Genomic DNA, 25817 nt, shown 5'->3' on the forward strand with positions numbered 1-25817 from the left:
TCTCCACCAGGGGATGACTGTGGTTTTCGCCACACTGGGAACTTTTCGAGAAGTGAGGTCTGCCTTCCTTCGGGCGGACCCGGAGGTTCCGTTCACCGCCTCACGTGCGCCAACTCGGGCCCGCCGGGCGTATTATGCGGTCGGCCGCGAGAACGCGGGCCGCCTTGTCACGAGATGAACGCGCCATCACCTTCTGAGGTCGTTCGCGTGAACCGCAGCGGACGTGGGCGAGTTTGTCGTACTGTTCCGCGTTGCGACGCTTGCTCATCCGGTCAGGGGCCCGGTGAGTAGGGCGGCGAACGTCGACACGTGCCGGGGGGGTACATGTGGCATGCCCGTACAACTGAGACCCAGTCTGTCCGCACCGAAGGCGGCTCACGACCGGTCCATCCGCATCCACGCGCCAAAGCGCGCTGGTATCGGGTTCTCGCTCTGGCGGTGGACATCCTCGGGGTGGCTCTGCCCACCGCGCTGATCATGCGCGTCGAGCGACAGCCGTACGCCCTCACCGGCGCGGCCGTCGCCGCTCTGGCGTGGGTCGTGGTGCGCGCGCTGCGCCGCCGCTACGCCGGCCGTTCGCTGGGCGAGTCCCGGGGCAGTCTGCCGGTGCTGCACGACTGGCTGATCCTGCTCGGTGTGCTCGCCGTCCTGCGGGCCGCCGCCGATCTGCACCACCCGGCGCTGCTCTGCCTCGCGGCCGTGCTGCCGGCGCCCGTCCTCACCCTGATCTGCACGAAGCTGACCTGGAACCACCTGGTGGCCGCGCGCCGCGAGGCGCAGGTGGTCACCCGGGTCCTCGTCCTGGGCGAGCCCCGGGCCGCCGGTGACGTCGCCGAGCACCTGGCGGGCCGCACCGAGCACCCGTACGTCGTGGTCGGTGTCGTCGCCATAGGCGAGGGCCCGGTCCGTACCGGCGCCCCGGTGGCCGCCCGGCTCGGCGTGCTGATGCCCGAGGCCGCCGACGGGGACACCGAGCACGTCCTCGCCGCCGCCCGTGAACTGGAGGCGGACGTCGTCCTGGTCGCGGCCGGTGCGCGGATGGCCGGTGAGCGGCTGCGCCGGCTCTCCTGGGGGCTGCACGACGCGGGCACCGAGCTGGCGCTCGCCCCGGGTCTGGTGGAGTTCTCCGTGAAGCGGCTGGAGACCACGTCGGCGGCCGGGATGGCGCTGCTGCGGGTCGCTCCGCCGGTGCGCAGCGGTGTGCAGCAGTTCTTGAAGTCCGTGATGGACCGGGCGGGCGCCGCGTTCGGTCTGCTCGTCCTGTCGCCGCTGTTCCTCGCGATAGGAGCGGCGGTACGACTGACGTCGCCGGGGCCGGTGTTCTACCGCCATGTGCGGATCGGTCAGGACCGGGCGCCGTTCGTGATGTGGAAGTTCCGCACCATGTTCGTGGACGCAGACGCCCGCAAGGCCGAGCTGTCGCACGCCAACGAGAACGACGGTCTGATGTTCAAGATGCGCCGTGACCCGCGGGTGACGCGGGTGGGGCGGCTGCTGCGCCGTACGTCGCTGGACGAGCTGCCGCAGCTGATCAACGTCCTGTCCGGCGCCATGTCGCTGGTGGGCCCGCGTCCGCCGCTGCCGGAGGAGGTGGCGCGGTACGGGGACGTGGAGCTGCGCCGGCTCTCGGTGCGGCCGGGGATGACGGGTCTGTGGCAGATAAGCGGCCGCTCCGACCTGTCGTGGGACGAGACGGTCGAGCTGGACCTTCACTATGTCGACAACTGGTCGTTCACCAGTGACGTCGACGTCATGGCCCGTACGTTCCGCGCCGTCGTCGACGGTCGCGGAGCGTACTGACGGGCCGGCCGCCTCATGGTTTCAGTGCTGTGCGCGCCACCAGGCGTACGTGGACGCGATGCCGTCCCGGAGACCGATCGAGGGCTTCCAGCCCAGGCCGCTGAGCCGGGACACGTCGAGGAGCTTGCGCGGCGTGCCGTCGGGCTTGGCGGTGTCCCAGGCCAGCCGGCCGCGGAAGCCGGTGACGTCGGCGACGGTCTCGGCGAGTTCGCGGATGGTGAGGTCCTCGCCGCAGCCGATGTTGACCGGCTCGTCCCCGTCGTAGGTCCGCAGCAGGACGGCGCAGGCCGAGGCGAGGTCGTCGACGTGCAGGAACTCGCGGCGCGGGGTGCCGGAGCCCCAGAGGACGATCTCCTCGCGCCCGTCCTCGCGGGCCTCGTGGAAGCGGCGGATCAGCGCCGGGAGGACGTGCGAGGTCTCGAGGTCGAAGTTGTCCCCGGGGCCGTAGAGGTTGGTCGGCATCGCGGAGATGTAGGCGGCGCCGTACTGCTTGCGGTAGGCCTGGATCTGAACGATGCCGGCGATCTTGGCGAGGGCGTAGGCCTCGTTGGTGGGCTCGAGCGGGCCGGTGAGCAGCGCGTCCTCGTGGATGGGCTGCGGGGCCAGCTTGGGGTAGATGCAGGACGAGCCGAGGAAGAGCAGCCGCTCGACCCCGGCGGCGTGCGCTCCCGCGACGACGCTGAGCTGGATCTGGAGGTTCTCCTCCAGGAACTGCACCGGGTAGGTGCTGTTCGCCATGATGCCGCCGACCTTGGCGGCTGCGAGCACCACGGCGTCGGGGCGCGTCTCGGCGAGGAACGCGGCGGTCGCCGCCGCGTCCCGCAGGTCGAGCTCGGCGCGGGTGCGGGTGATCACGTCGTGTCCGTCCGCGGTCAGCCGACGGGCCACGGCGGCGCCGACCAGGCCGCGGTGGCCCGCGACGAAGACGCGGGCGTGCTCCGGCAGGTACGACGGAGCTTCCGTCCGGTCGGTCGTCGGGTCGGTCGTCGATTGAGTCATGGTCGGGATCATGCCAGGCCGCCGGGGGCGATCACACACCAGATCCGGATTTTCTTCTTGTTCCACCACAGACCCGTATGCCACGGGATATTCGCACGCTACGGATCGGCTGGGGGCCGGTTCGTTCGGGAGGGGCTCCACGCATGAGCAAGACCGCACTCATCACCGGCGTGACCGGTCAGGACGGTTCGTACCTGACGGAACTGCTGCTGTCCAAGGGCTACACGGTGCACGGCCTGGTCCGCCGGTCGTCCAGCTTCAACACGGAGCGGATCGACCACGTCTACCAGGATCCGCAGCAGGCGAACCGTTCGTTCGTGCTGCACCACGCGGACCTCTCCGACGGGGTCGCGCTGGTGAACCTCCTCCGGGACATCCGGCCCGACGAGGTCTACAACCTGGGCGCGCAGTCCCATGTGCGGGTCTCCTTCGACGCCCCGCTGTACACGGGCGACGTGACGGGCCTGGGCGCGCTGCGGCTCCTGGAGGCGATCCGGGCGAGCGGCGTGGACACCCGCATCTACCAGGCGTCCTCGTCCGAGATGTTCGGCGCGACGCCGCCGCCGCAGAACGAGCAGACGCCGTTCCACCCGCGCAGCCCGTACGGCGCGGCCAAGGTCTTCGCGTACTGGGCGACGGTGAACTACCGCGAGGCGTACGACATGTTCGCCGTGAACGGGATCCTCTTCAACCACGAGTCCCCGCGCCGGGGCGAGACGTTCGTGACCCGCAAGATCACCCGCGCGGTGGCGCGGATCAAGGCCGGTCTGCAGGACCGGCTGTACCTGGGCAACCTCGACGCCGTACGGGACTGGGGGTACGCCCCCGAGTACGTGGACGCGATGTGGCGGATGCTCCAGCAGGACGAGCCGACCGACTACGTGGTGGCGACCGGGGTGCCGGCCACGGTGCGGCAGTTCCTGGAGACGGCCTTCTCGCACGCCGGTCTTGACTGGTCGGAGTTCGTGCGGTTCGACCCGAAGTACGAGCGTCCGAGCGAGGTCGACGCGCTGATCGGTGACGCGAGCAAGGCGAACGAACTGCTTGGCTGGAAGCCGACCGTCCTCGTGGAGGAGCTGGCGCGGATCATGGTGGACGCGGATGTCCGTCTTGTCCAGGACCAGTTGGCTGGAGCTACCGTTCGAATTGACCGCTGACCTGCGGTTTCACCGGGTCGGATGTACCGGATTGGTCAAGTGCGCAACAATGCCGTCCGGTTCGTCATACAGTTCGCATTCATCACATCGCATGGCACGACTTCGCGCCACATTTACTGGGCTTCACGCCTGGGGGGAACATGCGTAAAACTTGGGGGCTCACCTCGGCCCTCGTCATCGCCATCGGGGCGGCGGTCGCAGCCGGCGGCTCGCTCCTGGCCCCGAAGGCCTCGGCGCTCACGCCGCCGGTCGCCTTCACCGCGGACGATCTGCCGACCTGGCAGACGAACGGCATCGTCTGGGCGCTCGCCGAGGCGAACGACACCGTCTTCGTCGGCGGCACCTTCTCCGAGCTGCGGCCGCCCGAGGGCGTCGCCGGCACCCCGAAGGACGCCGTCAACTTCGCCGCCATGAACGCGGCCACGGGCGCGCCCACCAACTGCTCCCTGTCCTTCACGGTGGGCAGCGGCACCGCGACCGTGCGGACCCTGGTGGTCTCGCCGGACAAGAAGACGCTGTACGCCGGCGGCTACTTCGGCGCCGTCAACGGCACGCCGGTCTCCAGCCTGGCGGCCATCGACATCGCCACCTGCACGCCCAAGGCGAGCTTCACTCCGAGCTTCCCCGCCACCGTGCGCGCGCTCGCCGTGACCGACACCACCATCTACGCCGCCGGCGACTTCGGCTCGGTCGAGGGCCAGACCCGCGAGCGGTTCGCGGCCATCACCACCGGCGGCGCGCTGCTGCCGTTCCGCGCGGACGCCGACGAGCCCGGCCGCGCCATCGAGATCACCCCGGACGGGCAGCACGTGCTGCTCGGCGGTGACTTCTTCCGCGTCAACGGCGCCAACTCGCACGCCCTCGCCGTGGTCGACGCCACGAGCGGCACCGTGACGAAGGCGTACCCCAACGGCTGGATCCCGCAGAACTCGGTCGTCAAGGACATCGAGACCGACGCCACCGGGTTCTACACCGGCAACGAGGGCACGGGCGGCGGCGTCTTCGACGGCCGCATAGCCCTGAACCTCTCGGACTTCGAGCAGCGCTGGCGCGACACCTGCCTGGGCGCCACGCAGGCGGTCCGCTCGTACGAGGGCGTGCTGTACAGCGCCTCGCACGCACACGACTGCTCCAGCGTCGGCGAGTTCCCGGACGGGCGCCGCTACCACCTGCTCGCCCAGCCGACCACGTCGACCGGCAAGCTCGGCTGGTTCCCCGACACCAACGACGGCCTCGGTGAGGGCATCGGCCCGCGCGCCTTCGCCATCTCCGGCACGGGTGCCACGAAGTACATGTGGGTGGGCGGCGAGTTCACCACGACCAACGGCGCCCCGGCGCAGGGTCTGACCCGCTTCGCCTCCGGCCCCGACACCGGTGCGCCGACCGTCCCCGTGGCGAGCGCCGCGGCCGTCGCCACGAACGCGGTGCAGGTCCGCTGGCGCTCCAGCCTCGACCTGGACGACTCCACGCTGACCTACAAGGTCTACCGCAACGGAGCGGCCACCCCGGTCGCGACCGTCGAGGGCGACTCCCTGCACTGGTCCCGTCCGCAGGTCTCCTTCAAGGACACCGGCGTGACCCCCGGCCAGACCTACACCTACCGGGTGACCGCGAGCGACGCGGACGGCAACACCAGCGCCCCGTCCGCGACGTCCACCGTGACCGTCCCGACGTCCCCGGAGCCGTACGCCTCCCAGGTCATCGCCGACGGTGCCGGCCTCTACTGGCGCTTCGACGAGTCGGCGACGCCGTACGCCGCCGACTCCTCGGACGCGAACAACAGCGGCCTGTACGTCAACGCCCCGGTGCTGCGCCAGACCCCGGCCGCCGTCACCGGAGCCTCCACCGCGGTGGCGCTCAACGGTTCGGACGAGCAGATCCACACCGACAAGCGGCAGAACGTCAACGGCTCGTTCACCGTCGAGACGTGGTTCAAGACGACCACCAACCGCGGCGGCAAGCTGATCGGCTTCGGTGACAACACCACCCGCAACAGCGGCAGCTACGACAAGCACCTGTACATGACGAACACCGGCAACGTGGTGTTCGGCGTCTACACCGGCTCCACCCGCACGCTCACCTCGTGGGGCTCGTACAACAACGGCGCCTGGCACCACGCGGTCGGCACCCAGGGTCCGGACGGGATGCGCCTCTACATCGACGGCAAGCTCGCCGGCTCGAACAACGTCACCACCAACCAGCAGTACTCCGGCTACTGGCACGTCGGCGCCGACAACCTCTCCGGTTGGCCGCTGCGTCCGTCGAGCAGCTTCTTCGCCGGTCAGATCGACGAGGCGGCCGTCTACCCGTCGGCGCTCACCGCCGCGCAGGTCGCCAAGCACTACAACCTGGCCTCCGCGCCCGCCGACACGGTCAGCACCGTAACGGCGACCGAGGACAGCTACGTCAACGCCGGTGCCCCGGGCACCAACTACGGCACCTCCAGCTCGATGGCGGTCCGCGGTACCTCGGCGTACCAGTCCTACCTGCGGTTCACGCTGCCGTCCGCCCCGGCCGGCACCGTCCTCAAGAGCGCCCGCCTCGCGGTGAAGACCACCACGATGGCCGGCGCGGGTTCGGCGGACAGCCAGTCCGTCGTCCCGGTCACCGGCGCGTGGACCGAGGGAGCGGTGACGTACACCAACCGCCCCGCGCTCGGCGCCACTCCGATCGGCACCCTGAGCGGTGCCACGGACGGCTCGGCGATCTACTCCGCCGCGCTGGACAACGCGGCGATCTCGGCGGCGCTCGGCAGCTCGTACAGTGTCGCGCTGACCAGCGTCGGGACCGACCCGCTGTGGATCTGGTCGTCCGAGGCGGCGGCCGCGGAGGGCACTCCGCAGCTGGTGCTGACCTTCGGCGCCCCGTAAGCAGCACGCAGTACCCCTCATGACAGGCCGCGGGGCCCCGGCAGCAGCCGGGTCCCCGCGGCCCACGTACCTCAGGAGCTCATCCATGCGTCGTCCACTTCACCGGCGCCCGGCGGCCGCGGCGGCCGTGCTGGCCGGCCTGCTCGCCCTCACCGCCTGCTCGTCGTCCGACGGCGGCGACGCCGAGGCCGGCGGGCCGCCCACGGCCACCGGCACGACCCGGCCGGGCTCCGTGCCCGACCGGCAGAACGAGGTGGCGCCGACCGGCCCCACCCCTTCCACCTCCCGGGGACCGGTCGTACCGGACTCCGACCTCAAGCCCGCCACCGGCTCGTTCACCAAGACCCAGAAGTCCTACCTGAGCGGCCGGGTCCCCAAGAACACCGACCCCGCCGCCGTGCTCCAGACCGGGCAGGAGTCCTGCCAGCGCCTGGAGCGCACCGCCAAGCGGGACAAGGACGCCGCCGTCGGCGCGATCATCGCCGGCGACATCAAGGACGCCGAGGCGACGATCACCCACCTGTGCACCGCGCAGAAGCCGCTGCTCGCCACGGCGGCCACCGGCTTCCCCGACGGCACCGTGAAGTCTCCCGAGGCCGGCACCTACCGCGCGCTGACCACCGACCCCGCGTGCTCCTGGCGCGCGCTCGGCGACGGCGGGAAGGTCCTCGCCTCCGGGCCGCCGCTCGGCTCCGAAGGCCAGGTCAAGGCCAAGATCCCCGCGGGCACCGAGGAGTTCGTCTCCTCCGGCTGCTACGCCTGGCTGCCCGCCTGACCCGCGCGCGCCCTCTCGTACACATCGAGCAGGGTGTCGACGACGGCATCCATCGAGAACGCCTCCGCGGCCAGCTTCCGGGCCGCCGCGGAGGCTTCGTCGTTCTCCCTCGGGTCAAGCAGGGCGTGCACGGCGGGGGCGAGACCCGCGGCGTCGGCGACGACGCGGCCCGCGCCCGCCTCCTCGATGTCCCGGGCCAGACCGTTGGAGCCGGTGACGACGGCCGGCGTGCCGACCGACAGCGACTCCAGGACGGACATGGGGAACGGCTCGTCGACGGACGGCAGGACATAGACGTGCGCCCGGCGCAGCTCCTCCAGCATCCGCTCGGCCGACAGCGGCCCCGGCCGGCTGATCCGGTCCTCGAGACCCAGCTCGGCGACGAGCGCGTCGACCGCGGCCCGCTCGCCCTCGTCGGGACCGGCGAGGACGAAGTGGGCGTCCGGGTGGTCGCGCAGGATCTCGGGGACCGCCGCGACGAAGTCGGTGGGCCGCTTGCGGGCCTGCAGCCGGGCCGCGTACAGAATGCGGGGCGGCCCCTCCGGGGCGGGGCGCGGCTCCTGGGCGGGGACGCCGTTGACGAGCCGTACGGACCGCTCCAGGGGGGCGCCGGCGACGGCGTCCAGGTCCTTGCGCTCCCGGCCGGTCAGGTGGAGGACGGCCGAGGCGCCGCGCAGCACGCGGCGGACGGCGACCGCGTCCAGCACCTTGGCGAGCGCCTTCCCGCTCGGGTCGACCATCCCGTGGGTCTGCAGCACCAGCGGGCGTCCGGCCCGCAGCGCGGCGAGCGCGACGGGCAGGGTCACCAAATCCCGCGCGAGATGGACGTGAACGATGTCGGCGTCCCGCACCAGCCTGCCCGCGCCGGCGAGCATCGCGGGCGAGGTGATGCCGCTGAAGCCGAGCGGCAGGATCGAGCGGGCCTGGTAGAGACGGGCGGGCACGCCCTCCACCTCCGTGGGCAGCGAGCCGCCCGCCGCGTCGAACCCGTCGCCGAGCGCGGTCAGCAGCGGCCGGTGCCCGCGCGAGGCGAGGCCCTGGCAGAGGTTGAGCGCGACCCGGACGGGCCCGCCGAAGGCGTGGGTGGGGCTGTGCAGGGTGACGGCGTGCAGCACGCGCAGGCCGCTCATACCGGCATCGGGAGGGGTCGGCGGCCCTCGGCCGTGTGCAGGGTGAGCTCCGGCAGGTCCTTGTGGAGGGTGGTGCCGGCGGCGACGACGGCGTGCCCGCCGACGGTGACGCCCGCGAGGACGGTGGCACGGGCCGCGACCCAGGCGCCGTCCTCGACGGTGATGGGGGCGTTGCGGTAGCGGAAGTCGGCGGCCCGGTGGTCGTGGCTGCCGGTGCACAGCAGCGCCTCCTGGGAGACGCAGACGTGGGCGCCGAGCGTGATGGGCTCCAGGTTGAGGAGCCAGGCGCCCTCGCCGATCCAGGTGTGGTCGCCGACGGTCAGCTTCCAGGGCCACAGGACCCTGACCCGGTGCCGTATCAGCACGCCGTCGCCGATGGTCGCGCCGAAGGCGCGCAGCAGCGCGACCCGGAGCCCGGCCGGGCAGAACCAGGCCATGAAGACCGTGTTCATCACCGCGAACCACAGGGCCTGCGTCAGCAGGCCGCGGCCCTTGTCGTAGCCGGCCAGCGTGAAGGCCGGAAGGTTTCTCATGATTTCGGTTCACCCCCCGTCGGCGCCTCCCCTGGTGCCGACGAGGTCAGACTAACGGTTGACGCGAGGTGGCCGGGCGGCGTCGGTAGACTGCCGCGGTGAGGTTCCGGGGGCGGGGGCGGCGACTTCCCGGCGCGGGACCGCAGAAAAGCCAGGGGGCGGGATGACGACCGATGTACGCGATACGGGCACACAGGCGCGTCCGGCTCCGCCCGCGCCCGCCCCGCTGCTGTTGGCCCCGGCGGTCTCCCCGCGGACGCTGCTCTCGCGCGCGTTGTCGATCCCGCTCGTGCTCGGCTTCTCGGTGTTCCTGCCGCTCGCCGTGGCGATTCAGCCCGGCGCGGGAGCCCGGGACGCCGCCTACTACCTCCAGATCGCGCTGACCATGTACGCCGGCGCCCGGCTGTCGGCGATGATCCTGACCAACCGGCGCAAGCTGCTCCAGGGGTCGTTCTGGCTCTTCGTCTACATGGCGATGGGGGTGGCGCCCCTGGCGCAGGCGGTCCTCGGCCGGGTGCCGACGCCGGTGGTCGGTCCGCGTTCGGACCTGACGATGGCGGTCGCTCTGGTCCTGGTCGGCTGCGCCGCCTTCGACCTGGGGTCGCTGCTGGCCCGGGGCCGTCCCGGCGGGTCGAAGCGGGCCGAGGAGCGCCCGGCGCTGGTGCACCGGCGCCGGCTGTACTTCCTGGTGGTGCTCGCCTTCGCGTGCAGCGGGCTGTTCGTGGTCAAGCTGGGCGGTCCCGCGGTCTTCTTCTCCAGCCGTCAGGAGATCATCGCGGGCATCGAGGAGGCGGGCGTCTCCCAGGCCGACTCGCAGGCCGGGCAGGCGTTCCTGCGCGGCTTCGGCACGGTCCCCGCCCTCTTCGCGCTGCTGGTGTACTGCCGGTGGCTGGTCACCTCGCGGCGGGCCAGGCGGCGGCCGATGGTGATCGCGGTCTTCCTGTCGCTGGTGATGCTCAACGGCGTGGTGAACAACCCCATCTCCAACCCGCGGTACTGGTTCCTGACGGTGATGTTCTCGCTGCTGTTCACCGTCTTCCCGCGGAGCGCGGCGATGTACCGCTCGGCGCTCAGTCTGGGCGTGGTGATGGCGCTGATCGTCTTCCCGTTCTCCGACCGGTTCCGCTACGACGAGAAGAACTACCGGCCGGTCGAGACGACGTCGGTGCTGGAGCCGCTGGCGCTGAAGGACTACGACCAGGTCGGCATGTTCGCCAACACCATCACGCTGGTGAACTCCGGCAGCCGGCACCGCTACGGCCGTCAGCTGGCCGGGTCCGTGCTGTTCGCGGTGCCCCGGTCGGTGTGGGCGGGCAAGCCGCGGGACACCGGCGTGATGGTCGGCCAGTGGATGGGGACGGTCAACACCAACCTGTCCTCGCCGATCTGGGCGGAGCTGTGGATCGACTACGGAGCCGTCGGCATGAGCGCCGGGATGCTGGGCCTGGGCTACGCCGCCGCGCGCGTGGACGGGCGGTTCGCCCGCCGGGGTACGCGCAGGGCGCCGCCGGGCAGTCTGATCTCGCTGGTGGTGCCCCTGGTGGCGGGCTATTCCTTCATCCTGCTGCGCGGGCCGCTGCTCCAGGCGTCGGGTCGGGTGGCGATCGCCCTGGTCTGCATCGCGCTGGTGACCACCTGGCGTCAGGACAAGGGCGCCGTGCTGCGCTGATCCTCCGTCTGGTCCGTCCGGGGTTCGGGGTGGGTACGGCTGACGCGGGACCAGGCGGCGACGGCCTTGAGGGCGGAGCCCGCGGCCAGGCCCCAGGCGGCACCGGCCGCGCCGCCGAGGACGTACCCGCCGAGCATCAGGGCGACCGCGAGCAGCGAAAAGACGACCTGCACGGAGAGGGTGGCGCGGGGGCTGAGGACGCGGAGGGTGACCAGCGCGCAGGTGCCGGCCGCCATCACGGCGTACTGGCTTCCGGTCGCGGGCAGCAGGGCCGCGGCAGAGTCCCAGGTGTCGCCGAGGAGCTGCCGGCCGAGGCGGTCGGGCAGCGCGTACAGCGCGGTCGCCCAGCCCGCCGCGAGGAGGGCGAGGATCCCGCCGAGTCCGGCGGCGGCGCGGACGGTGGCACGGCGTGAGCCGGCCCGGCCGAGGAGCGGCGGTCCGAAGGCGTTGACCGAGGTGAACAGGACGTTGAGCGGGCCGAAGAGGGTGGAGGCGCCGCGCAGCGCGCCGACGGCGAGCGGGGTGGCGAAGAGTCCGAGTCCGAGGACGGCCAGCTGACTGGAGGCGTTGCCGACGGCGAACTCGACGACGAAGCGACGGCCGAGGTGGCCCTTGCGCACATAGCGGCGGGGGTCGCCGGGGCGGCCGCGCACGAGGGGGCGGAGCAGGACGAGTCCGAGGAGCACGGCGGGCAGCGCCGACAGGCCCCAGACCAGGACCAGTCGGGCCGGTGAGGCGCCGTGCGGCTGGAGGAGCAGGGCGGGGAGGACGCAGGCGAGGCGCAGCGTGTCGGCGGCGAGGGCCCGGTGGGGTCGGCGGAGCGCGGAGAAGGCGTACCGCAGGCCGTCCTGGACGAGGACGACGGGCAGCACCAGGCCGAGGGCGAGGAACGCCTGGCCGGTGGCGCCGCCGGTGAGGGCGCCGCCGAGGGCCAGCAGGAGCCCGCCCGCGGTGGAGGCGAGGGCCGTGAAGGTGACGGAGGCGCGGGCGGCTCCGCCGACGGACGCGTCCTCGCCCTTCTCCAGGACCACGCTCTGTCCGACGAAGGCCATGTTGAGGCCCATGAGGACGGTGAAGGTGATGTAGACCATGGAGAAGGCGGCGAAGCCGTCCGCGGTGGACACCCTCGCCGCGATCACCAGGACGGCGATGTTGGTGAGGCTGGCCGCCGCCTGGTCGAGGACCGAGGCGGCGACGGTGACGGCTCGTCTCACCGATCGCCGGTGCGGCCGGCGCCGCCCCGCGAGGAGCCCGCGCCGCGCAGGTCGCTCGGCCGGAGGGAGCGCAGGGTGACGGTGTCGGAGCCGTCACCGGGGACGACCTGCTCGGGCTCGGGCTCGGAATCGTGCTCCGGCTCCGGGTCGCCGTCGTACTCCTCCGGTTCGGCCGGGCGGGGGGCCGGCGGGCGGCCACGGCCGCCGCCGCGGCGTCCGGCGGGCTGCTTGGCGGCGCGCCCGCCGCCGGGGGTGTGGACGACGGCGCCCAGGACGGTGCCTCCGGCGCCGGCGATGAGTTCGCGGATGCGCTGGAGGTCGGCGCGGTGCACGCTGCGCGGGTCGCAGACGATGAGGACGCCGTCGACCCGGTCGACGAGCGCGAGCGCGTCGGCGTAGTTGAGGACGGGCGGGGCGAGGACGACGACGGTGGAGTTGGGCGAGTCGGCCTCGGAGATGAGCCGGGTGACGCGCGGGGCGGTCAGGGCTCGGGCGACGTTGCGGACCCGTTCGCCGGGGACGAGGCCGAAGGAGCCGGACTCCCCCGCGTCGACGGAGAGCTGGCGGCGGGAGGGCCAGCCGCTCTCCTCGGTGCCCGCGGGCTCCGCCGGGTGACTCCAGCGGGGTGCGGTCGCGGCGTGGGCGCGCAGGCGTCCGGCCAGCGTCGGGGTGCGCAGGTCGGCCTCGATGAGGAGGACGTCCTTGCCGGTCTCGGCGAAGGAGGCGGCGAGGTGGGAGGCGACGGCGACGGCCGCGTCGTTGGAACCGCGCGGGGCGACGACGAGGAGCCGGCGGCGGTCGGCGAACCGCTGGTCGTAGGCGAGCCGGAAGGCGACGGAGCGGTACTCCTCGGCGACCCGGGCGTCGGTGTGGTCGTCGGCGAGCAGGACGTCGGTGGCGCCGCGCGGGAGGGTGCCGAGGACGGGGGCGCGCACGGCGCGGGCGACGTCGCCGGCGGAGCGGGGCGAGGGGTCGAAGACCAGCCGGACCCAGGCGGCGAGCAGGCCGAGGGCGACGCCGACGAGGGCGCCGAGGCCGAGGCTCATGGGGAGCCCGGGGCCGTCGGAGTAGCCGGGGGCGTTGGCGACGCGGATCACGGTGCCGGGCGACATGTCGAGGGACTTGAGCTGGCTGATCCGGGCGTCGAGTTCGTTGATCCGGTTGAGCAGGTTGGTCTTGACGCCGTACTCGGCGTCGCGGGCCGACCCGTCGGCCATCCGGTCGAGTTCCTTGGTCTTCTGGTCGTGCTTCTTGGCGACCTCGTCGAGCTGCTTCTGCTGGCCGGCGAGCATGGTGGCCCGTACGTCGGTCCACTGCTTCTCGCGCAGTTTCAGATAGGCCTGGGTGACGGCGTTGGCGCGGTCGGCGGCGGCGTGCGGGGTGTCCGCGGTGTAGGTGAACTGGAGGACCTGGCTCTGCGGCGGGTTGGTGACCTGCAGGTCCTTCTGGAGGCTGCCGATGGTGCCGGTCCAGCCGAGCCGCTTGGCGGCCTGTTCGGCGACGCTGCTGCTGAGCGCGGTCTGCCGTTCGGACCCCATGTTGAGCGTCTTGTCCTGCGAGATGCTCGGGTTGAAGGGGTCGTTCACGGGGGCGCGAAGGACGACCTGGCTGGTGGCGACGTAGGTGTCGGCGTTGGACAGGCCGAACCAGACTCCGCCGAGGAGGCCGATGCCGATGCCGCCCGCGATGATCGAGCGGTAGCGCAGGAGCTGGCGGAACTGGTCCCGCAGCAGTTCCGGTTCGTCGTCCTCCACCGCGGAGACGTGCGTGTGTGTCACGTGGTCGGACCCCCCAGAGCCTCTTCGATCAGTGCGTCGATCCGGGCCAGTCCGGCCTTCCGGGTCAGGTGGGCCTCGACATGGCGGGGCCCCTGCGCGCCGAGTGCGTCGGCGGCCGCCGGATCGTCGCCGAGTCTACGGACTTCGGCGAGCAGGGCGTCGGGGTCCTCCGGCGGTACGAGGACTCCGGCGCCGGAGCGCAGTACTTCGAGGGCGGTTCCGCCCTCTGCGGCGACGGAGGCGACGACGGGCCGGCCGGCGGCGAAGTAGGAGGTCAGCTTGGAGGGGACGCTCATGTCGAGGACCGAGGCGCGCTGGGTGACGGCGAGGACGTCGGCCGCGGCGAGCACGTCGGGGAACTCGTCGTCGCCGACGGGCTCCAGGAAGTCGAGGTTGTCGACGCCGGCGGCCAGGGCCTCCAGGTGGGCACGCTGGTTGCCGTCGCCGAGCAGGACGATCCGGGTCTTGGGGTCGCGCCGGGCGGCTTCGACGAGGACGTCGAGGCCCTGCTTGAGGCCCATGTTCCCGGAGTGCAGGACGACGGTCTCGCCGTCGTGCCAGCCGAGCCGGGCGCGGGTCTGTTCGCGGGGCGCCGAGGGCCGGGCGACGTGCGACCAGTTCGGCACGAGCCGGATGCGGCCGCGGTCGACGCCGAGGTCGGCGACCTTGTCGACGAACGTCTCGTGGATGACGCCGACGAGGGCGGCGCCGCGCAGGGCGTAGCGCTCGGCCTTGGCGGCGAGGGTGGCGGCCCGGTCGCCGCCGCGGATGCCGCTCTGTGCGGCGGCGGCGCCCATGAGGTCCTGGACGACGGGCACGTACGGGACGCGCCAGCGGGCGGCGAGGCGGGCGCCGATGATCCCGCCGGCGAGGCTGGGCATCTGCGAGAGGACGGCGTCGGGCCGGGCCATGGCGGGCGGGGCGAGCAGGCCGTGGGCCAGGACGCTGGCCTCGAAGGCGGCCCGCTTGAGCGCGGTCTGGCGGGGCGGGACGGTGTGGCGTCTGCGGTGGACGACGACTCCGGCGCGCTCCTCCGTGCGGCGCCAGGCGCCGGCGTAGGCCGGGTCGAGGGACCAGGAGGGGTAGTGCGGCATGCCGGCCAGGACGTGGGTCTCGTGGCCGAGGGCGGCCCAGTGCTCGGCTATCTGGGTGGCGTACGGGCCTATGCCCGCGTGCTCGGGGGCGTAGTTCGTGGACACCATGAGCAGGCGTCGCCGCTCGCCGGACGCACTCTTTCCGGTCGACGTGTCGCTCACTGCTTCCCCCATGCCGGTCCCCCTCTTCCCCGTACCCGGACCTAGGCTCCACCCTAGTCGTTCACTCGGTCTCAACGGAACGTGCACGCTATCGTCTGAGACTCCTTCGCGCTGGGGAGCGCGAACGCACCAGGGGGGTTCCTCGCATGACCACAGGCAGGCCGCACCGGGTCGGATACGCCCCGGGGGCGTACGATCTGTTCCATATCGGACATCTCAATATCCTTCGGCACGCGCGGAGTCAGTGCGACTATCTGGTCGCGGGTGTGGTGTCGGACGAGATGGCGGAGCTGGCCAAGGGCCGCCGTCCGATGATCCCGCTGGTGGAGCGGCTGGAGATCGTGCGCAGCGTGAAGTACGTCGACGCGGCGTTCGTGGAGACCGTGCCGGACAAGCTGGAGACCTGGAAGCAGGTCCGGTTCGACGTGCTGTTCAAGGGCGACGACTGGCGGGGTACGCCCAAGGGCGAGCGCTTGGAGCGGGACTTCGCGGGGGTGGGGGTGGAGATCGTCTACTTCCCGTACACGGTCCACACCTCCAGCACGCAGCTCCGGCGCTCGCTCGACCTGCTGGCGCAGGAGGCCGGCCCGGCGGGGGTCAGCGAGGGACAGCGCTGAGCTCGCGGAACCACTTCGCGAGGAAGGCGACGAGGAACAGCGCGCTCACGGCGCCGAGTGCGGTGTAGGCCCAGCGGAAGGCCGGGCCCGCACCGATCAGGACGAAGACCAGGCAGAAGACGCCGTGGTCGACGGGGAGCAGCGCGAGCGAGCGGACGGTGGAGGGCGCCTGGGCCGGCGTCCCGGGAGCCGGGCGGGGCTTGAGCTTCTCGGTGAGGAGCCCGCCGAAGAAGGTGACGACGGCGGCGAGCTGGAAACCGAGGGGTACCAGCAGCCAGAGGTCGTCGGCCGTCCCGAAATGTCCGGGGTGGCGGTAGAAGGCGATGAGGACGGCCACATGCAGCGCGGTGATCTTCGCGCTGTCCACGACGTGATCGAGCCACTCCCCCGCCGCGCTGCCGCCGCCGCGCAGCCGGGCGAGCTGCCCGTCGGCGGAGTCGAAGGCGAAGCCGACCGCGAGACCGAGCCAGATCAGCAGGCCGAGGGTCCACGTGGGCGTCCCCAGGGCCGCGCCGGCCACCGCCGCGAAGCTGAAGGCGGCGCTGATCAGCGTGACTTGATTGGGCGTCAGGCGGCAGGCGTACGCCCCGGCCGCGAGGTACCGCCCGACCGGCCGGTTGACGAAGCGCGAATAGAGGGAGACCCCCTTCGCGGACTTCTGGGCTGATCTCAACTCGGTCAGCGCGGTACCGATCGTTCCCACGAACCCCCCCGGGTCATCATGCGTATGGTCACATTTTCGTATGTGTTGGTCCACATCATGACAGCACCGAGGGACCGCCCCGCACGGGCCGTCCCCGGGAATGGCGTGGACCGTACCTGTCCGGCGGCCGGGCGTCACGCCGCCGCGCACGGGTGATCTTCCCCTCGCGGAGGCCGCGGACACGGGCGCGCGGGCGCCCCGTGAGCGCGCCGGATGGCGGTCGCCCGCCGCCGCACGCCCCTGCGCCTCCGTGACGCGTTCCCGGGCCGCGTGGCCGGATCGCGGCGGTCGCGCGCCCCGGCGCCCGCCGTGGACAGGCGGCGGGCCGGGGCCGCGACGGCGTCAGCCGCTGTACGAGAGCGGGTCGGCCAGGACCTCGCGGACGACGACGGCGGCCGCGCCCCGGGCCGCGTCGGCGCTGGCGGACGCGGCGCGCAGGCGCCCGGCGGAGGGGGTCCAGAGCCCGGAGACCACCCGGCGGGCCAGCTCGTCCTCGACGGCCGGGCCCAGACGGGACATGAGGCGGGGGTAGACGCCGCCGAGGACGACCGCCTCCGGGTCGAGCAGGTTCACCGCGCCGGACAGGGCGATACCGAGCATCCGCCCGGCCGCCTCGACGGCCGCCACGGCGCGGGGCTCGCCGGCCTCGACCCGTCGGACCAGCTCGTCGACGCCGGAGTCGACGCCGGAGGCGGCGCCGGACAGCTCGGATGCGGGGGCCGGTGCGGGGGCCGGACCCCCAGGGGCAGGGATCTCGGGGGTGCCGGTCTCGGGGGTGCCGGTCTCGGGGGTGGGCGGGACCGTGAGGCCCGCCGCCCGCAGCAGGGCCGACTGTCCGGCGTACTGCTCCAGGCAGCCCCGGGAGCCGCAGCGGCAGAGCGGGCCGTTCGCGTCCACGGGCAGGTGGCCGATCTCCCCGGCGAAGCCGTGCGCACCGCGGAGCGGTTCTCCGTCGACGACGATCGCGCCGCCGACACCGATCTCGCCCGTGAGGTGGACGAAGCTGCGCACCGGCCCCAGGGAGCCGAACCACAGCTCCGCCAGCGCCGCCACGTTCGCCTCGTTGTCCGAGGCGACCGGCAGCTCCGGCCCGTGGCCCCACCGCCCGGGGCGCAAGGCGGCAAGCGCCTCGGCGAAGAGACGGTCGGCCTCCACCCGGTTCCAGCCGAGGTTGGGCGCCTGGTGGACGGTCCCGGCGGAGACGAGCCCGGGCAGGGCGAGCCGTACGCCGACGGGGTGCAGCCGTCGTGCCGCCGCGGCCTCCAGCGCGGCGGCGGCGAGCCGGGCGGCGCGCCGCAGGACGTCGCCCGCGGCGGCCGCGCGATTGTCGAGGGGTTGGGTGATCCGGATCCGGTCGGCGCCCGCCAGATCGACGACGCAGACGGACACGTAGTCCACGTTGATCTCGACACCCAGCCCGGCCGGGCCGGTGTCCGCGGCCTTCAACACCGTCCCCGGCCGTCCGGCCTGCCCGCTGAACGTCTTGCCCGACTCGACCAGGAAGCCGTTCTCCAGGAGCTGTTCGGCCAGTGAGGAGACGGCGGCCCTGGTCAGTCCCACCCGCGCCGCGACCGAGGCGCGGGTGGTCTCGCCCGCCTCGTGGACCGTGCGGAGCACGAGGCTGAGGTTGTGACGGCGCACGCTCGCCTTGTCGGCCTTGGGCCCCGTCTGGCGCGCGTTCCTGGGTCCCACCGGGCGCGCGTTCCCGGTCACCGGAGTCTTCTTCATCGTGCGCCGAGCCTAGGGGGTGTCGCGCACGGCCCGAGGCGCCCGGTGCCACCCGTGCTCCCCCTCTTCTCCATCCCCGGATACTGTCGCCGCACGGCCTGCCGCCCGACCGGCGGCGCGCCCCGTCCGTGGACTCCCCTTCCCGAAAGGCAGCCGCACATGAGGATCCTGGTCGTCGGTGCCGGAGCCACCGGAGGCTACTTCGGGGCCCTGCCGGCCCGCGCCGGACAGGACGTCACCTTCCTCGTCCGCCCGCACCGGGCGACGGTCCTGCGCTCACGCGGACTGCGGGTCGTCGACCGGGACGAGGAGTGGTCGGTGGAGCCCCGCCTCGTCACCGCCGACGCGCTGACCGGCCGGTACGACCTCGTCCTGCTCTCCGTGAAGTCCACCGCGCTCCGGCAGGCGATCGAGGACGTGGCGCCCGCCGTCGGCCCCGGCACCGCCGTGGTGCCGATGCTCAACGGCCTGGCGCACATCGACGCCCTCAACGCGCGCTTCGGCGCCGGGCAGGTCCTCGGAGGCGTCGCCAAGGTGGTCACCACCCTGAACGACGAAGGGGACATCGTCCGCCTGGCGCCCCTGGCCCAGCTGACGATCGGCGAGCAGGGCGGCGGGCTCTCGCCCCGCGTGGAGAAGATCCGGTCCGTGCTCGCCGAGTCGGGCGTCGACGTCCTGGTCTCCGAGGACGTGACGGCGGCGATGTGGCACAAGTGGGTCTTCATCACCACGTTCGGTGCGGTGACCAGCCTGATGCGCGGAACGGTGGGCGAGGTGAACGCCGAACCCGGCGGTACGGAGTTGGGCCCGGCGGTCCTCGCGGAGGCGGCGGCGGTGGCGGCCGCGGCCGGATATCCCGTACCGGAGCGGGAGACGGCGGCGACGCTGGGCATCGTGACGGCGACCGGTTCCCCGATGGTGCCCTCCCTCTACCGCGATCTGGTGGCCGGGCGACCGACCGAGGTCGAGCACCTCTTCGGCGATCTGGTGGCGCGGGCGCGTGCCCTGTCGGTCGCGACGCCCCTGCTGGACCTCGCCACCCTCCACCTGCGCGTGCACCAGCGGCGCGCCCTGGCGGGCTCCTGACGCCTGTCGGGCCTGGCCGGCGCCCGGCGCGGGTGGGGCGGGTCTCGGGTGACGGGGTCGGGGCCCCTGACAGGTCCGTCCCGGCTGGGCGTCTCCTGGGCGAATTCCGGTCAGTGTCGGGATTCGACGGTCCGCCATCTGCTCGCGCGGTCATCATGGCCGTCGACGGAGCGAGCGGCAGCTCAGGGAGCGGGGACGCATGGGCGAGGCGGAGAGCGGGGGGCTGCGGGGGCTCCAGGCGTGGGTGACCGCGGCGACCGAGCGGGCGGCGAAGCTGCTGCCCCGCGAGGGGCAACAGCCGCCTCCGCGAGAGGAGTACGACGACTGCGTGGCCGAACTCCGTCAGCTCGAAACCGCCCTCTACCACGACGACTCCCTCCGGACCAAGATCTCCGTACGCCTGGGGGTCGCGCTGGCGCTGCGCTACCTCGCGGCCGGCGGGGCGCCGGAGGACCGGGAGGAGGCCCGGCGGATACTCAAGGCCACCCGTGAGGACGGTGCGGGGGCGGACGAGGCCGACCGGCGCTGGGCCGCCATGTTCCTCGCCCAACTCGCCCTGCCTGTCGCGGAGATGGGTGGGTCATTCGGGGAGGCGCCCCGGATCTCCGACGCTTTCGCCATGCACGACCGGCTGGGCACGGAGCAGGTGGTGGCCGCGGCGCAGGAGATACGCGCGATGCTGGCGGACGTCCAGGGGCTGGCCTCGTCCCTGCCCCCCGAAGCCCGGCAGCAGCTCGAGAACGCCGCCGCCGTCTTCACCTCCCTGGACCGGATGGACGAGGCGGGAGGCATCGCACGGGTCCTCGCGAGCCTCCCGCCCGACTCGCCGTACCGGGAGGAACTCACCGCCCTGGCCGACCTGATACCCGACGTGGACACGACCCCGCGCGCCACCACCCCGGCTCCCCGGGCCGCCGCGGACGACGGAAGGGCGGGCGCGGAAGGCGACACCACGACGACAGCGGACGCCGGAAGGCCGGGCGCCGAAAGCGGCACCCCGACGCCCGAGGACGAGGGGACGACCCGCGCCGTCGGCGCCATGATGCCCGCACTCCTCACCGCGTTCGAGGCGTACAGGCGGGGCGACCCGGAGGTCCTGGACCAGACCCTCCGACGGTTGCGCGGGGCGTACGACTCGCTCCCGCCCGACCATGAACTCCGGCCGGTCCTCGCGTCCGCGCTCGGCGCGGTGATGAGCGTCGGCAGGGGTGTCGGCGGTGCCCTCGTGGACGAGGAGACCGCCCGGAGGCTCAGCTCCGACGTCCCGGACCTCGGCGAGTCGCTCGTCGCCACCGGCGATCCTGAAGGCCTCATGCTCCCCCTGCGGTGCCTGTCCCTGCTCACCCGGCAGAACGAGGCCGCCGAGGCCGGGGACCTGGCCGCGGTGGACGCCGTCGTCGAGGAGCTGGCGCGGATGGAGGCCGCCACGCCTCCGGACCACATGTTCCGGTCCCTGGTCCTCATCGTCCTGGGCACGGCCCACCAGACGCGCGGCGGGCTCACCCAGGACGTCGCCGAGCAGTTGCGGGGCCTCACCCGTCACGAGGAGGCGCTGGCGTCGGGAGAGAACACCCCCGCGTCGATGCGCGCGATGTTCCCGACCCTCGCCGCGGACGTACGGAGCATGCGCGCCGCCCTCACCTCCGACCCGGAGCCGCTCCAGGGCGACCTCGCCGCCCCACCGGACGCGCCGACCGGCGACCACTGGATCGCCGCGCTGGCCTTCGTCACCCGCTACCGCCTCACCCAGGACGTGGCGGATCTGGAGGGCGCCATCGCGGAGCTGGAGCACGTCCGCTCCGCCGTCCGGCGGGGCGAACGGCACTACTTCGCCGCCGACGCCCTGTGGCAGCTGGCCGAGGTGTACCAGACCCGCTGGGCGCGCCGGAACCTGGAGGACCAGGCGGCGGCCACCGGCACCGCGATGGAGGGGCTGCACGCCCTGGCGGCGGACGTCGTCCTCCAGCTCGGCTCCGAGCACGGACTGACGACGGCGCGTTCCGGCGCGGACCGCGGAGTCCAGGCCGCGCTCTGGTCCGCGCGCAACGCGAAGGTCGAGGAGACCGTCGCGGCACTGGAGTTGGGCCGCGCCCTCGTCCTCCAGGCGGCCTCCACCGCGGCCGCCGTCCCCGAACTCCTGGAGGCCCGCGGGCGGCACGACACCGCCGCCGCGTGGCGGAGCTGGAGCGCGGGACGGCGGACGGCGAACGGCGCGGGGGCGGCCGACGGGACGACGGACGGCACCCCGGCCGACGTCCTTCCCGGGGAGTTGCCGAGCAGCCTGCGCCGGCAGGCGCTCGAAGCGCTCGGCTACCGCGAGCAGGGCCAGGGCCTCTTCACCACGCCGACGGTGGCGGAGCTCCAGGCGGGCCTCGCCGACGCCGACGCGGACGCCCTGGTCTACCTCCTCGCCGGCACGGGCGAGCACCCCGGCATGGCGGTGCTGATCGGTCCCGACATCGGGACCGGCGTGCTCCAGCTGCCGCTGATGTCGGGGCCGGGAAGCCGCCCCCTGGACGACTATCTCGAAGCGGCGTCCGTCCGCTCGCGACGGCTGCGCGAGGCGGCCGACACCTCCCTCGCCGCGGACGATCCGGAGGCGGAGCGCGCGGCCCTGCGCGAGGCCGAGGAGGGGTGGGAGACGGCGCTGTCGGCGCTGTGCGACTGGGCGTTCGAGGCGGCCCTCGGGCACGTCCTGCAGGGAGTAGCCCAGCGTCTGGCGGCCAACGAGGACCGGCGCCGCGGCCGGCCCGGCGGGCCCCGGATCGTCCTGGTGCCGTGCGGCCGCCTCGGCGTCGTACCGTGGCACGCCGCCCGGCTCCCGGCGGCCGCGCCCCAGGATTACGCCTGCCAGGTGATGGTCATCAGCTACGCCGCGTCGGGCGGGCAGTTCCTGCGGACGGTGAAGCGGAACCGGCGGGCGCCCGGCGCGGCCCCGGCGCTGGTCGCGGACCCGCGCATGGACCTCACCCACGCCGAGCGCGAGGCCACCGCGCTCCACGTCTCCTTCTATCCGGAGGCCCGGCTCCTCGGCGAGTTCTACGATCCGCCCGCCGAACCGGTCGCCGCCGGCACGCCCGACGACCTGCTGGGGCTGCTCGGGGGCCCGCGTCCGGTGTCGCTGCTGCACGTCGCCTCGCACGGCTCCGCGGGCGTACGGCCCACGGCGTCGGCGCTGCACCTCGCCTTCCCCGGCGACAGCGAGACCCTGCCTCCGGAGCGGGGCGGCCGGGGCGCCGAGCCGGACCTCGGGATGCTGACGGTGACCCGGCTCCTCGACCACACGGCGGGGGAACGGCCGGCCACCGACGGGCCGTTGGTCGTCCTGAGCGCCTGCGAGACGGACCTGAGCACCCGCGACCACGACGAGGCACTGACCCTGACGACGGCGTTCGTGGCGAGCGGGGCGCGGGACGTGGTGGGGTCGCGGTGGACGACCCAGGACGGCGCGTCGGCGGTGATGATGGCGGTCTTCCACCACTTCGTGGCGGTCGAGGGGTTCAGCCCCGCGGACGCGCTCCGGGGGGCGCAGATGTGGATGCTCGACCCGGACCGTACGGCGCCGCCGAGCTTCGGCGAGGAGCTGCGGCGCGAGATGGAGCGCCCGGGCCTCGACCGGCTTCCGGTGTGGGCGGCCTTCATCCACCAAGGGCATCCCGGAATGGGCCGGAGGACGCTGCGCCGATGAACACGACCGAACTCTTCGAACTCCTCGGACGGCACTGGCCGAACATCGTCGCCGCCCTCGACACCGGCCAGCGGGAGGTGCTGGTCTCCCGGCTGCGGGAACTGGCCGGGTCGGCCGGGCAGGACGTCCGGGCCCAGCGCCGGGCGCTCCAGGGCGTCCGGCTGGCTCTCGTGGCGCTGCCGCACGAGCACGAGGTGCGGCGGGCGCTGGACGGCGTGCGGTTCGCCGGGGGCGTTCCCGACGCCGAGACGGCCGTCCTGGCCCGGGACCTGCTGGCCCGGCTCGCGGGGGCGGGGGCTCTGGGGCCGCAGGGGGGCCCGGGGGCGGCGGGGGCTGGGGAGGCCCCAGGGGCGGCGGGAACCGGGAAGGTCCCGGGGGCTGGTGAGGTCCCCGAGGCGCCCGCAACCGCGAGGACTGGTGAGGGCCCGGAGGCCCCGGCGCCGCTCACCCCCGAGCAGATCATCGCGGGGGTCCGGCGCCGGCTGCTCGACGCGCCCGCGCTCGGGCCCCGGCAGCTCCGGGCCCGGCAGGACGGCGCGTCCCCGCCGGGCGAGCTGATCCGGCTGGCCGATCCGGTGCACGGCGCCCGCTACCCGGCCTTCCAGTTCGCGGGCGGGACCGCCGGCACCGGCGGTCCGCTGCCCGTCGTCCTGCGCATCAACCGGCTGCTCCTCGCGGACATCGACCCCTGGGGCGCGGCGGACTGGTGGCTCAGCCGCAACAGCTGGCTCGGCGGCCCGCCCGCCTCCCTCCTCGGTGAGCTGCCGGACGAGGTGCTCGCCGGTGCCGCCCGCGCTCTGGTGGAGGCCGACTGATGCCGGGCAACGTCTCCCCCGCCGCGTACACGATGCGGCCCCACGAGCACGTCCTGCCGGCCGGTACGGAGCTGTGGCGGGTGCACAGCGTCAAGCGTCCCGCCGAGCGGTTCAACCCGGTCACCGTCGACGCGCACTTCGGCGGCAACCGCTTCGACGGCACCTCCCTCGACCCGTACTCGTACCTCTACGTGGCGGCCGACCCCGCCACCGCGCTCGCCGAGACGCTGCTGCGGTCCCTGGACTTCGACACCGGGACCGGGCTGCGGCTCGTCCCGTACGCCGCCGTGCGCGGCCGCGCCCTCACGCGGCTGCGGACGCGGGTGGACCTGCGGCTCATCTCGCTGATCACGGAGGAGGACCTGGCCGCGGTCTGCCAGGACTCGTGGCTGCTCGAAGCGGAGGGGGACCGCTATGCGAAGACCCGGCGCTGGGCGAGCGAGATGCGGGCCCAGGAGCCGGGCGCCATGGGGCTGGTGTGGCAGTCGAGGCGGCTGCGGCCCCGGCTCGCCTCCGTCCTCTTCGAGGACCGCTGCGGCGCCGAGGCGCTGAACGCCGCGGACGACGGCGGGTGTACGGACCTCGGCTCGCCGGCCGGTGTCGCGGAGGTCAACCGGCTGCTCGCCCCGCTGCGCGCGGTGGTGGTGCCCCCGTGGCCGGAGTGAGGCGGTAGGGGCCGCAAAACGCTTGTCGGTGGGCGGGCGCGGTGCGAGGGTGGCCGCCATGCCGCCGATCACCGACCCGTCGTCAGTCGCCGTCGAGCTCAGGGCCGTTCGGCGTGCCGGGGTGGTCCGGCTGCACGGACTCGCGCTGCCGGAGCTGCGGCGGGCGGCCGAGGCCCGCTCGCCCGACGGCACGGTCGAAGGGCTGCTCCGGCTGGCCGTCGCACTACTCGACGCGGGCACGCTGCGGACCGCCGCCGAGTACACGCTGGGGCTGGCCCAGGGCACGCGCGACTGGCCCGCGGCCGACCGGCGACGGCGGGCCGCCGAGGTGTACGGCGTGAGTGTCGAGCGCTTCCGCAAGGCCCATGAGGTGATGGTGCTCGGCCAGGTCGCCGAGACCGTGGCCCGGCTGCTCGACGCCCCGGCGCCCGCGGATGCGGTGGGGACGAGCCCGGGGATCGCCACCGGGAGTCCGGGGGCCCTCGTGGGGAGCGGGGACCTCGCGTACGGCGGCGGGAGGGGCCCGGGCAGCGCCGACGGCGGACGCACGCCGGGCACTCGCCCGGGCGCCGGTGGGTCGCCCGCGGCCGAGGGTGATCCCCGGACGCACCGGTCCTTGGAGGTCCGGGCCGGCGGGCGCACCGTGCGGCTCACCCTGCACGTCCATCCGGTGGACCTGCTCCGCGACGTCGACGTGGTCGTCTCCCCCGTCAATACGCACCTCGCCCTGCCCGAGCCGTACAAGTCGTCCGTCTCCGCCTCCCTCCGCCGCGCCGCGAGCCTCTGGGGCGTGACGGGCGACGTGCTCGACGACCCGGTCCACGACGAGCTGCTCCGCTGGAAGGCGCACCACGGGACGTCGGGCCGCCCGGTGCTGCCGGGGACGGTGGCGGCGACCGGGACGGGGGCGCTCGCCGCGCAGGGCGTGCGCCGGATCTACCACGCCGCCGTCGCCGTGCCGCGCGCCGGGACGAACGACTACGACGTCCTGCCGGCCGATGTCACCCGCGCCGCGACCCAGGTCTTCGCCGGCCTGGCGCGGGAGTCGGCCCGCTTCGACCCTCCTCTGCGCTCGGTGTGCTTCCCGCTCCTCGGGGCGGGCCGCGGCGGTCTTCCGTACCGGGCGAGCATCGCCGCGCTCTGGCCGGCCGTGGAGGCGGAACTGTCGCGCGGCGCGGCCTGGGATCTCCACTTCGTGGTCCGCGGCCCGGCGGCCGCGGGGGTGCTCGAACGTCTCCTGACCGGAACGCGACCTGCCCGCGACCCGTCCACGACCGGCCGGTCCGGTTGACTGGAGGTGGCGGGCCGGCCGGAGAGCGGGGGACTCGTGACAG

At 73.6% G+C, this 25817-nt stretch carries 19 protein-coding genes; 11 read left to right on the forward strand and 8 right to left on the reverse strand.

Features of this window, described 5'->3' with window-relative positions; genetic code table 11:
* Positions 1-324 precede the first annotated feature (324 nt).
* Positions 325-1800 (forward strand): exopolysaccharide biosynthesis polyprenyl glycosylphosphotransferase, encoded by a 1476-nt coding sequence (locus ACFZBD_RS03750; protein WP_391134732.1) that lies wholly within the window; start codon positions 325-327, stop codon positions 1798-1800.
* A 21-nt stretch (positions 1801-1821) separates the two neighbouring features.
* Here ACFZBD_RS03750 and ACFZBD_RS03755 read toward each other — a convergent pair whose 3' ends face one another.
* Positions 1822-2799 carry an NAD-dependent epimerase/dehydratase family protein gene (locus tag ACFZBD_RS03755; protein ID WP_391134735.1) on the reverse strand — a complete coding sequence of 326 codons (978 nt, stop codon included), beginning with the start codon at positions 2797-2799 and terminating at the stop codon, positions 1822-1824.
* A 143-nt stretch (positions 2800-2942) separates the two neighbouring features.
* Between ACFZBD_RS03755 and gmd the strand changes: the two genes are divergently transcribed.
* The 3 genes from gmd (at position 2943) to ACFZBD_RS03770 (ending at position 7601) form a co-directional block, all read left to right on the forward strand.
* Entirely contained in the window at positions 2943-3956 is a 1014-nt protein-coding gene (gene gmd / locus ACFZBD_RS03760; RefSeq protein WP_391134738.1) for a GDP-mannose 4,6-dehydratase, read from the forward strand.
* 140 nt (positions 3957-4096) lie between these two features.
* Positions 4097-6826: a LamG-like jellyroll fold domain-containing protein gene (locus ACFZBD_RS03765; protein WP_391134740.1), complete on the forward strand. Its 2730-nt coding sequence runs from the start codon at positions 4097-4099 to the stop codon at positions 6824-6826.
* Positions 6827-6911: 85 nt separating this feature from the next.
* Positions 6912-7601 carry a hypothetical protein gene (locus ACFZBD_RS03770; RefSeq protein ID WP_391134743.1) on the forward strand — a complete coding sequence of 230 codons (690 nt, stop codon included), beginning with the start codon at positions 6912-6914 and terminating at the stop codon, positions 7599-7601.
* Here the strand turns inward: ACFZBD_RS03770 and ACFZBD_RS03775 are convergent.
* The gene (locus ACFZBD_RS03775) at positions 7580-8722 is read right to left on the reverse strand and encodes a glycosyltransferase (RefSeq protein ID WP_391135920.1); all 1143 of its coding nucleotides are present in this window, start codon (positions 8720-8722) and stop codon (positions 7580-7582) included. The two genes, ACFZBD_RS03770 and ACFZBD_RS03775, sit on opposite strands and share 22 nt — an antisense overlap.
* Before the next feature lie 5 nt (positions 8723-8727).
* Positions 8728-9264: a WcaF family extracellular polysaccharide biosynthesis acetyltransferase gene (locus ACFZBD_RS03780; RefSeq protein WP_391134746.1), complete on the reverse strand. Its 537-nt coding sequence runs from the start codon at positions 9262-9264 to the stop codon at positions 8728-8730.
* A gap of 163 nt (positions 9265-9427) precedes the next feature.
* Here ACFZBD_RS03780 and ACFZBD_RS03785 point away from each other — a divergent pair, with 163 nt between their 5' ends.
* Positions 9428-10933: a hypothetical protein gene (locus ACFZBD_RS03785; protein ID WP_391134749.1), complete on the forward strand. Its 1506-nt coding sequence runs from the start codon at positions 9428-9430 to the stop codon at positions 10931-10933.
* On the opposite strand, the gene ACFZBD_RS03790 is transcribed toward ACFZBD_RS03785, so the two are convergent.
* Genes ACFZBD_RS03790 through ACFZBD_RS03800 form a run of 3 tightly spaced genes read right to left on the reverse strand, consistent with a single transcriptional unit; the run spans position 10906 to position 15127 of the window.
* Positions 10906-12147, reverse strand: a complete 1242-nt coding sequence (locus tag ACFZBD_RS03790) for a hypothetical protein (protein ID WP_391134752.1) — start codon at positions 12145-12147, stop codon at positions 10906-10908. The two genes, ACFZBD_RS03785 and ACFZBD_RS03790, sit on opposite strands and share 28 nt — an antisense overlap.
* On the reverse strand, positions 12144-13925 hold the full coding sequence (locus ACFZBD_RS03795; protein ID WP_391134755.1) for a lipopolysaccharide biosynthesis protein: 1782 nt from the start codon (positions 13923-13925) through the stop codon (positions 12144-12146). Before ACFZBD_RS03795 ends, ACFZBD_RS03790 begins: the two co-directional genes overlap by 4 nt.
* Positions 13922-15127: a glycosyltransferase gene (locus tag ACFZBD_RS03800; protein ID WP_391135923.1), complete on the reverse strand. Its 1206-nt coding sequence runs from the start codon at positions 15125-15127 to the stop codon at positions 13922-13924. The genes ACFZBD_RS03795 and ACFZBD_RS03800 overlap by 4 nt, the downstream gene beginning before the upstream one ends.
* A gap of 200 nt (positions 15128-15327) precedes the next feature.
* On the opposite strand from ACFZBD_RS03800, the gene ACFZBD_RS03805 reads away from it, so the two are divergent.
* Positions 15328-15798, forward strand: coding sequence for an adenylyltransferase/cytidyltransferase family protein (locus ACFZBD_RS03805; RefSeq protein ID WP_391134758.1), 471 nt, complete (start codon positions 15328-15330; stop codon positions 15796-15798).
* Here ACFZBD_RS03805 and ACFZBD_RS03810 read toward each other — a convergent pair.
* Both ACFZBD_RS03810 and ACFZBD_RS03815 read right to left on the reverse strand, forming a co-directional pair.
* Positions 15779-16501 carry a CDP-alcohol phosphatidyltransferase family protein gene (locus ACFZBD_RS03810; RefSeq protein ID WP_391134761.1) on the reverse strand — a complete coding sequence of 241 codons (723 nt, stop codon included), beginning with the start codon at positions 16499-16501 and terminating at the stop codon, positions 15779-15781. The genes ACFZBD_RS03805 and ACFZBD_RS03810 overlap by 20 nt on opposite strands.
* 342 nt (positions 16502-16843) lie before the next feature.
* Complete coding sequence (locus ACFZBD_RS03815; protein WP_391134764.1) at positions 16844-18229, reverse strand: ROK family protein; 1386 nt, start codon at positions 18227-18229, stop codon at positions 16844-16846.
* A 159-nt stretch (positions 18230-18388) separates the two neighbouring features.
* On the opposite strand from ACFZBD_RS03815, the gene ACFZBD_RS03820 reads away from it, so the two are divergent.
* The 5 genes from ACFZBD_RS03820 (at position 18389) to ACFZBD_RS03840 (ending at position 25774) form a co-directional block, all read left to right on the forward strand.
* The gene (locus ACFZBD_RS03820) at positions 18389-19315 is read left to right on the forward strand and encodes a 2-dehydropantoate 2-reductase (RefSeq protein WP_391134767.1); all 927 of its coding nucleotides are present in this window, start codon (positions 18389-18391) and stop codon (positions 19313-19315) included.
* Between the two features lie 199 nt (positions 19316-19514).
* Positions 19515-23003 (forward strand): CHAT domain-containing protein, encoded by a 3489-nt coding sequence (locus tag ACFZBD_RS03825; RefSeq protein WP_391134771.1) that lies wholly within the window; start codon positions 19515-19517, stop codon positions 23001-23003.
* Positions 23000-23818: a hypothetical protein gene (locus ACFZBD_RS03830; protein ID WP_391134774.1), complete on the forward strand. Its 819-nt coding sequence runs from the start codon at positions 23000-23002 to the stop codon at positions 23816-23818. The genes ACFZBD_RS03825 and ACFZBD_RS03830 overlap by 4 nt, the downstream gene beginning before the upstream one ends.
* Positions 23818-24483, forward strand: coding sequence for an RES domain-containing protein (locus ACFZBD_RS03835; RefSeq protein WP_391134777.1), 666 nt, complete (start codon positions 23818-23820; stop codon positions 24481-24483). Before ACFZBD_RS03830 ends, ACFZBD_RS03835 begins: the two co-directional genes overlap by 1 nt.
* A 58-nt stretch (positions 24484-24541) precedes the next feature.
* On the forward strand, positions 24542-25774 hold the full coding sequence (locus tag ACFZBD_RS03840) for a hypothetical protein (protein WP_391134780.1): 1233 nt from the start codon (positions 24542-24544) through the stop codon (positions 25772-25774).
* Positions 25775-25817: the final 43 nt, after the last annotated feature.

The organism is Streptomyces sp. NPDC008121 (assembly GCF_042957155.1).
Taxonomy (GTDB): domain Bacteria; phylum Actinomycetota; class Actinomycetes; order Streptomycetales; family Streptomycetaceae; genus Streptomyces.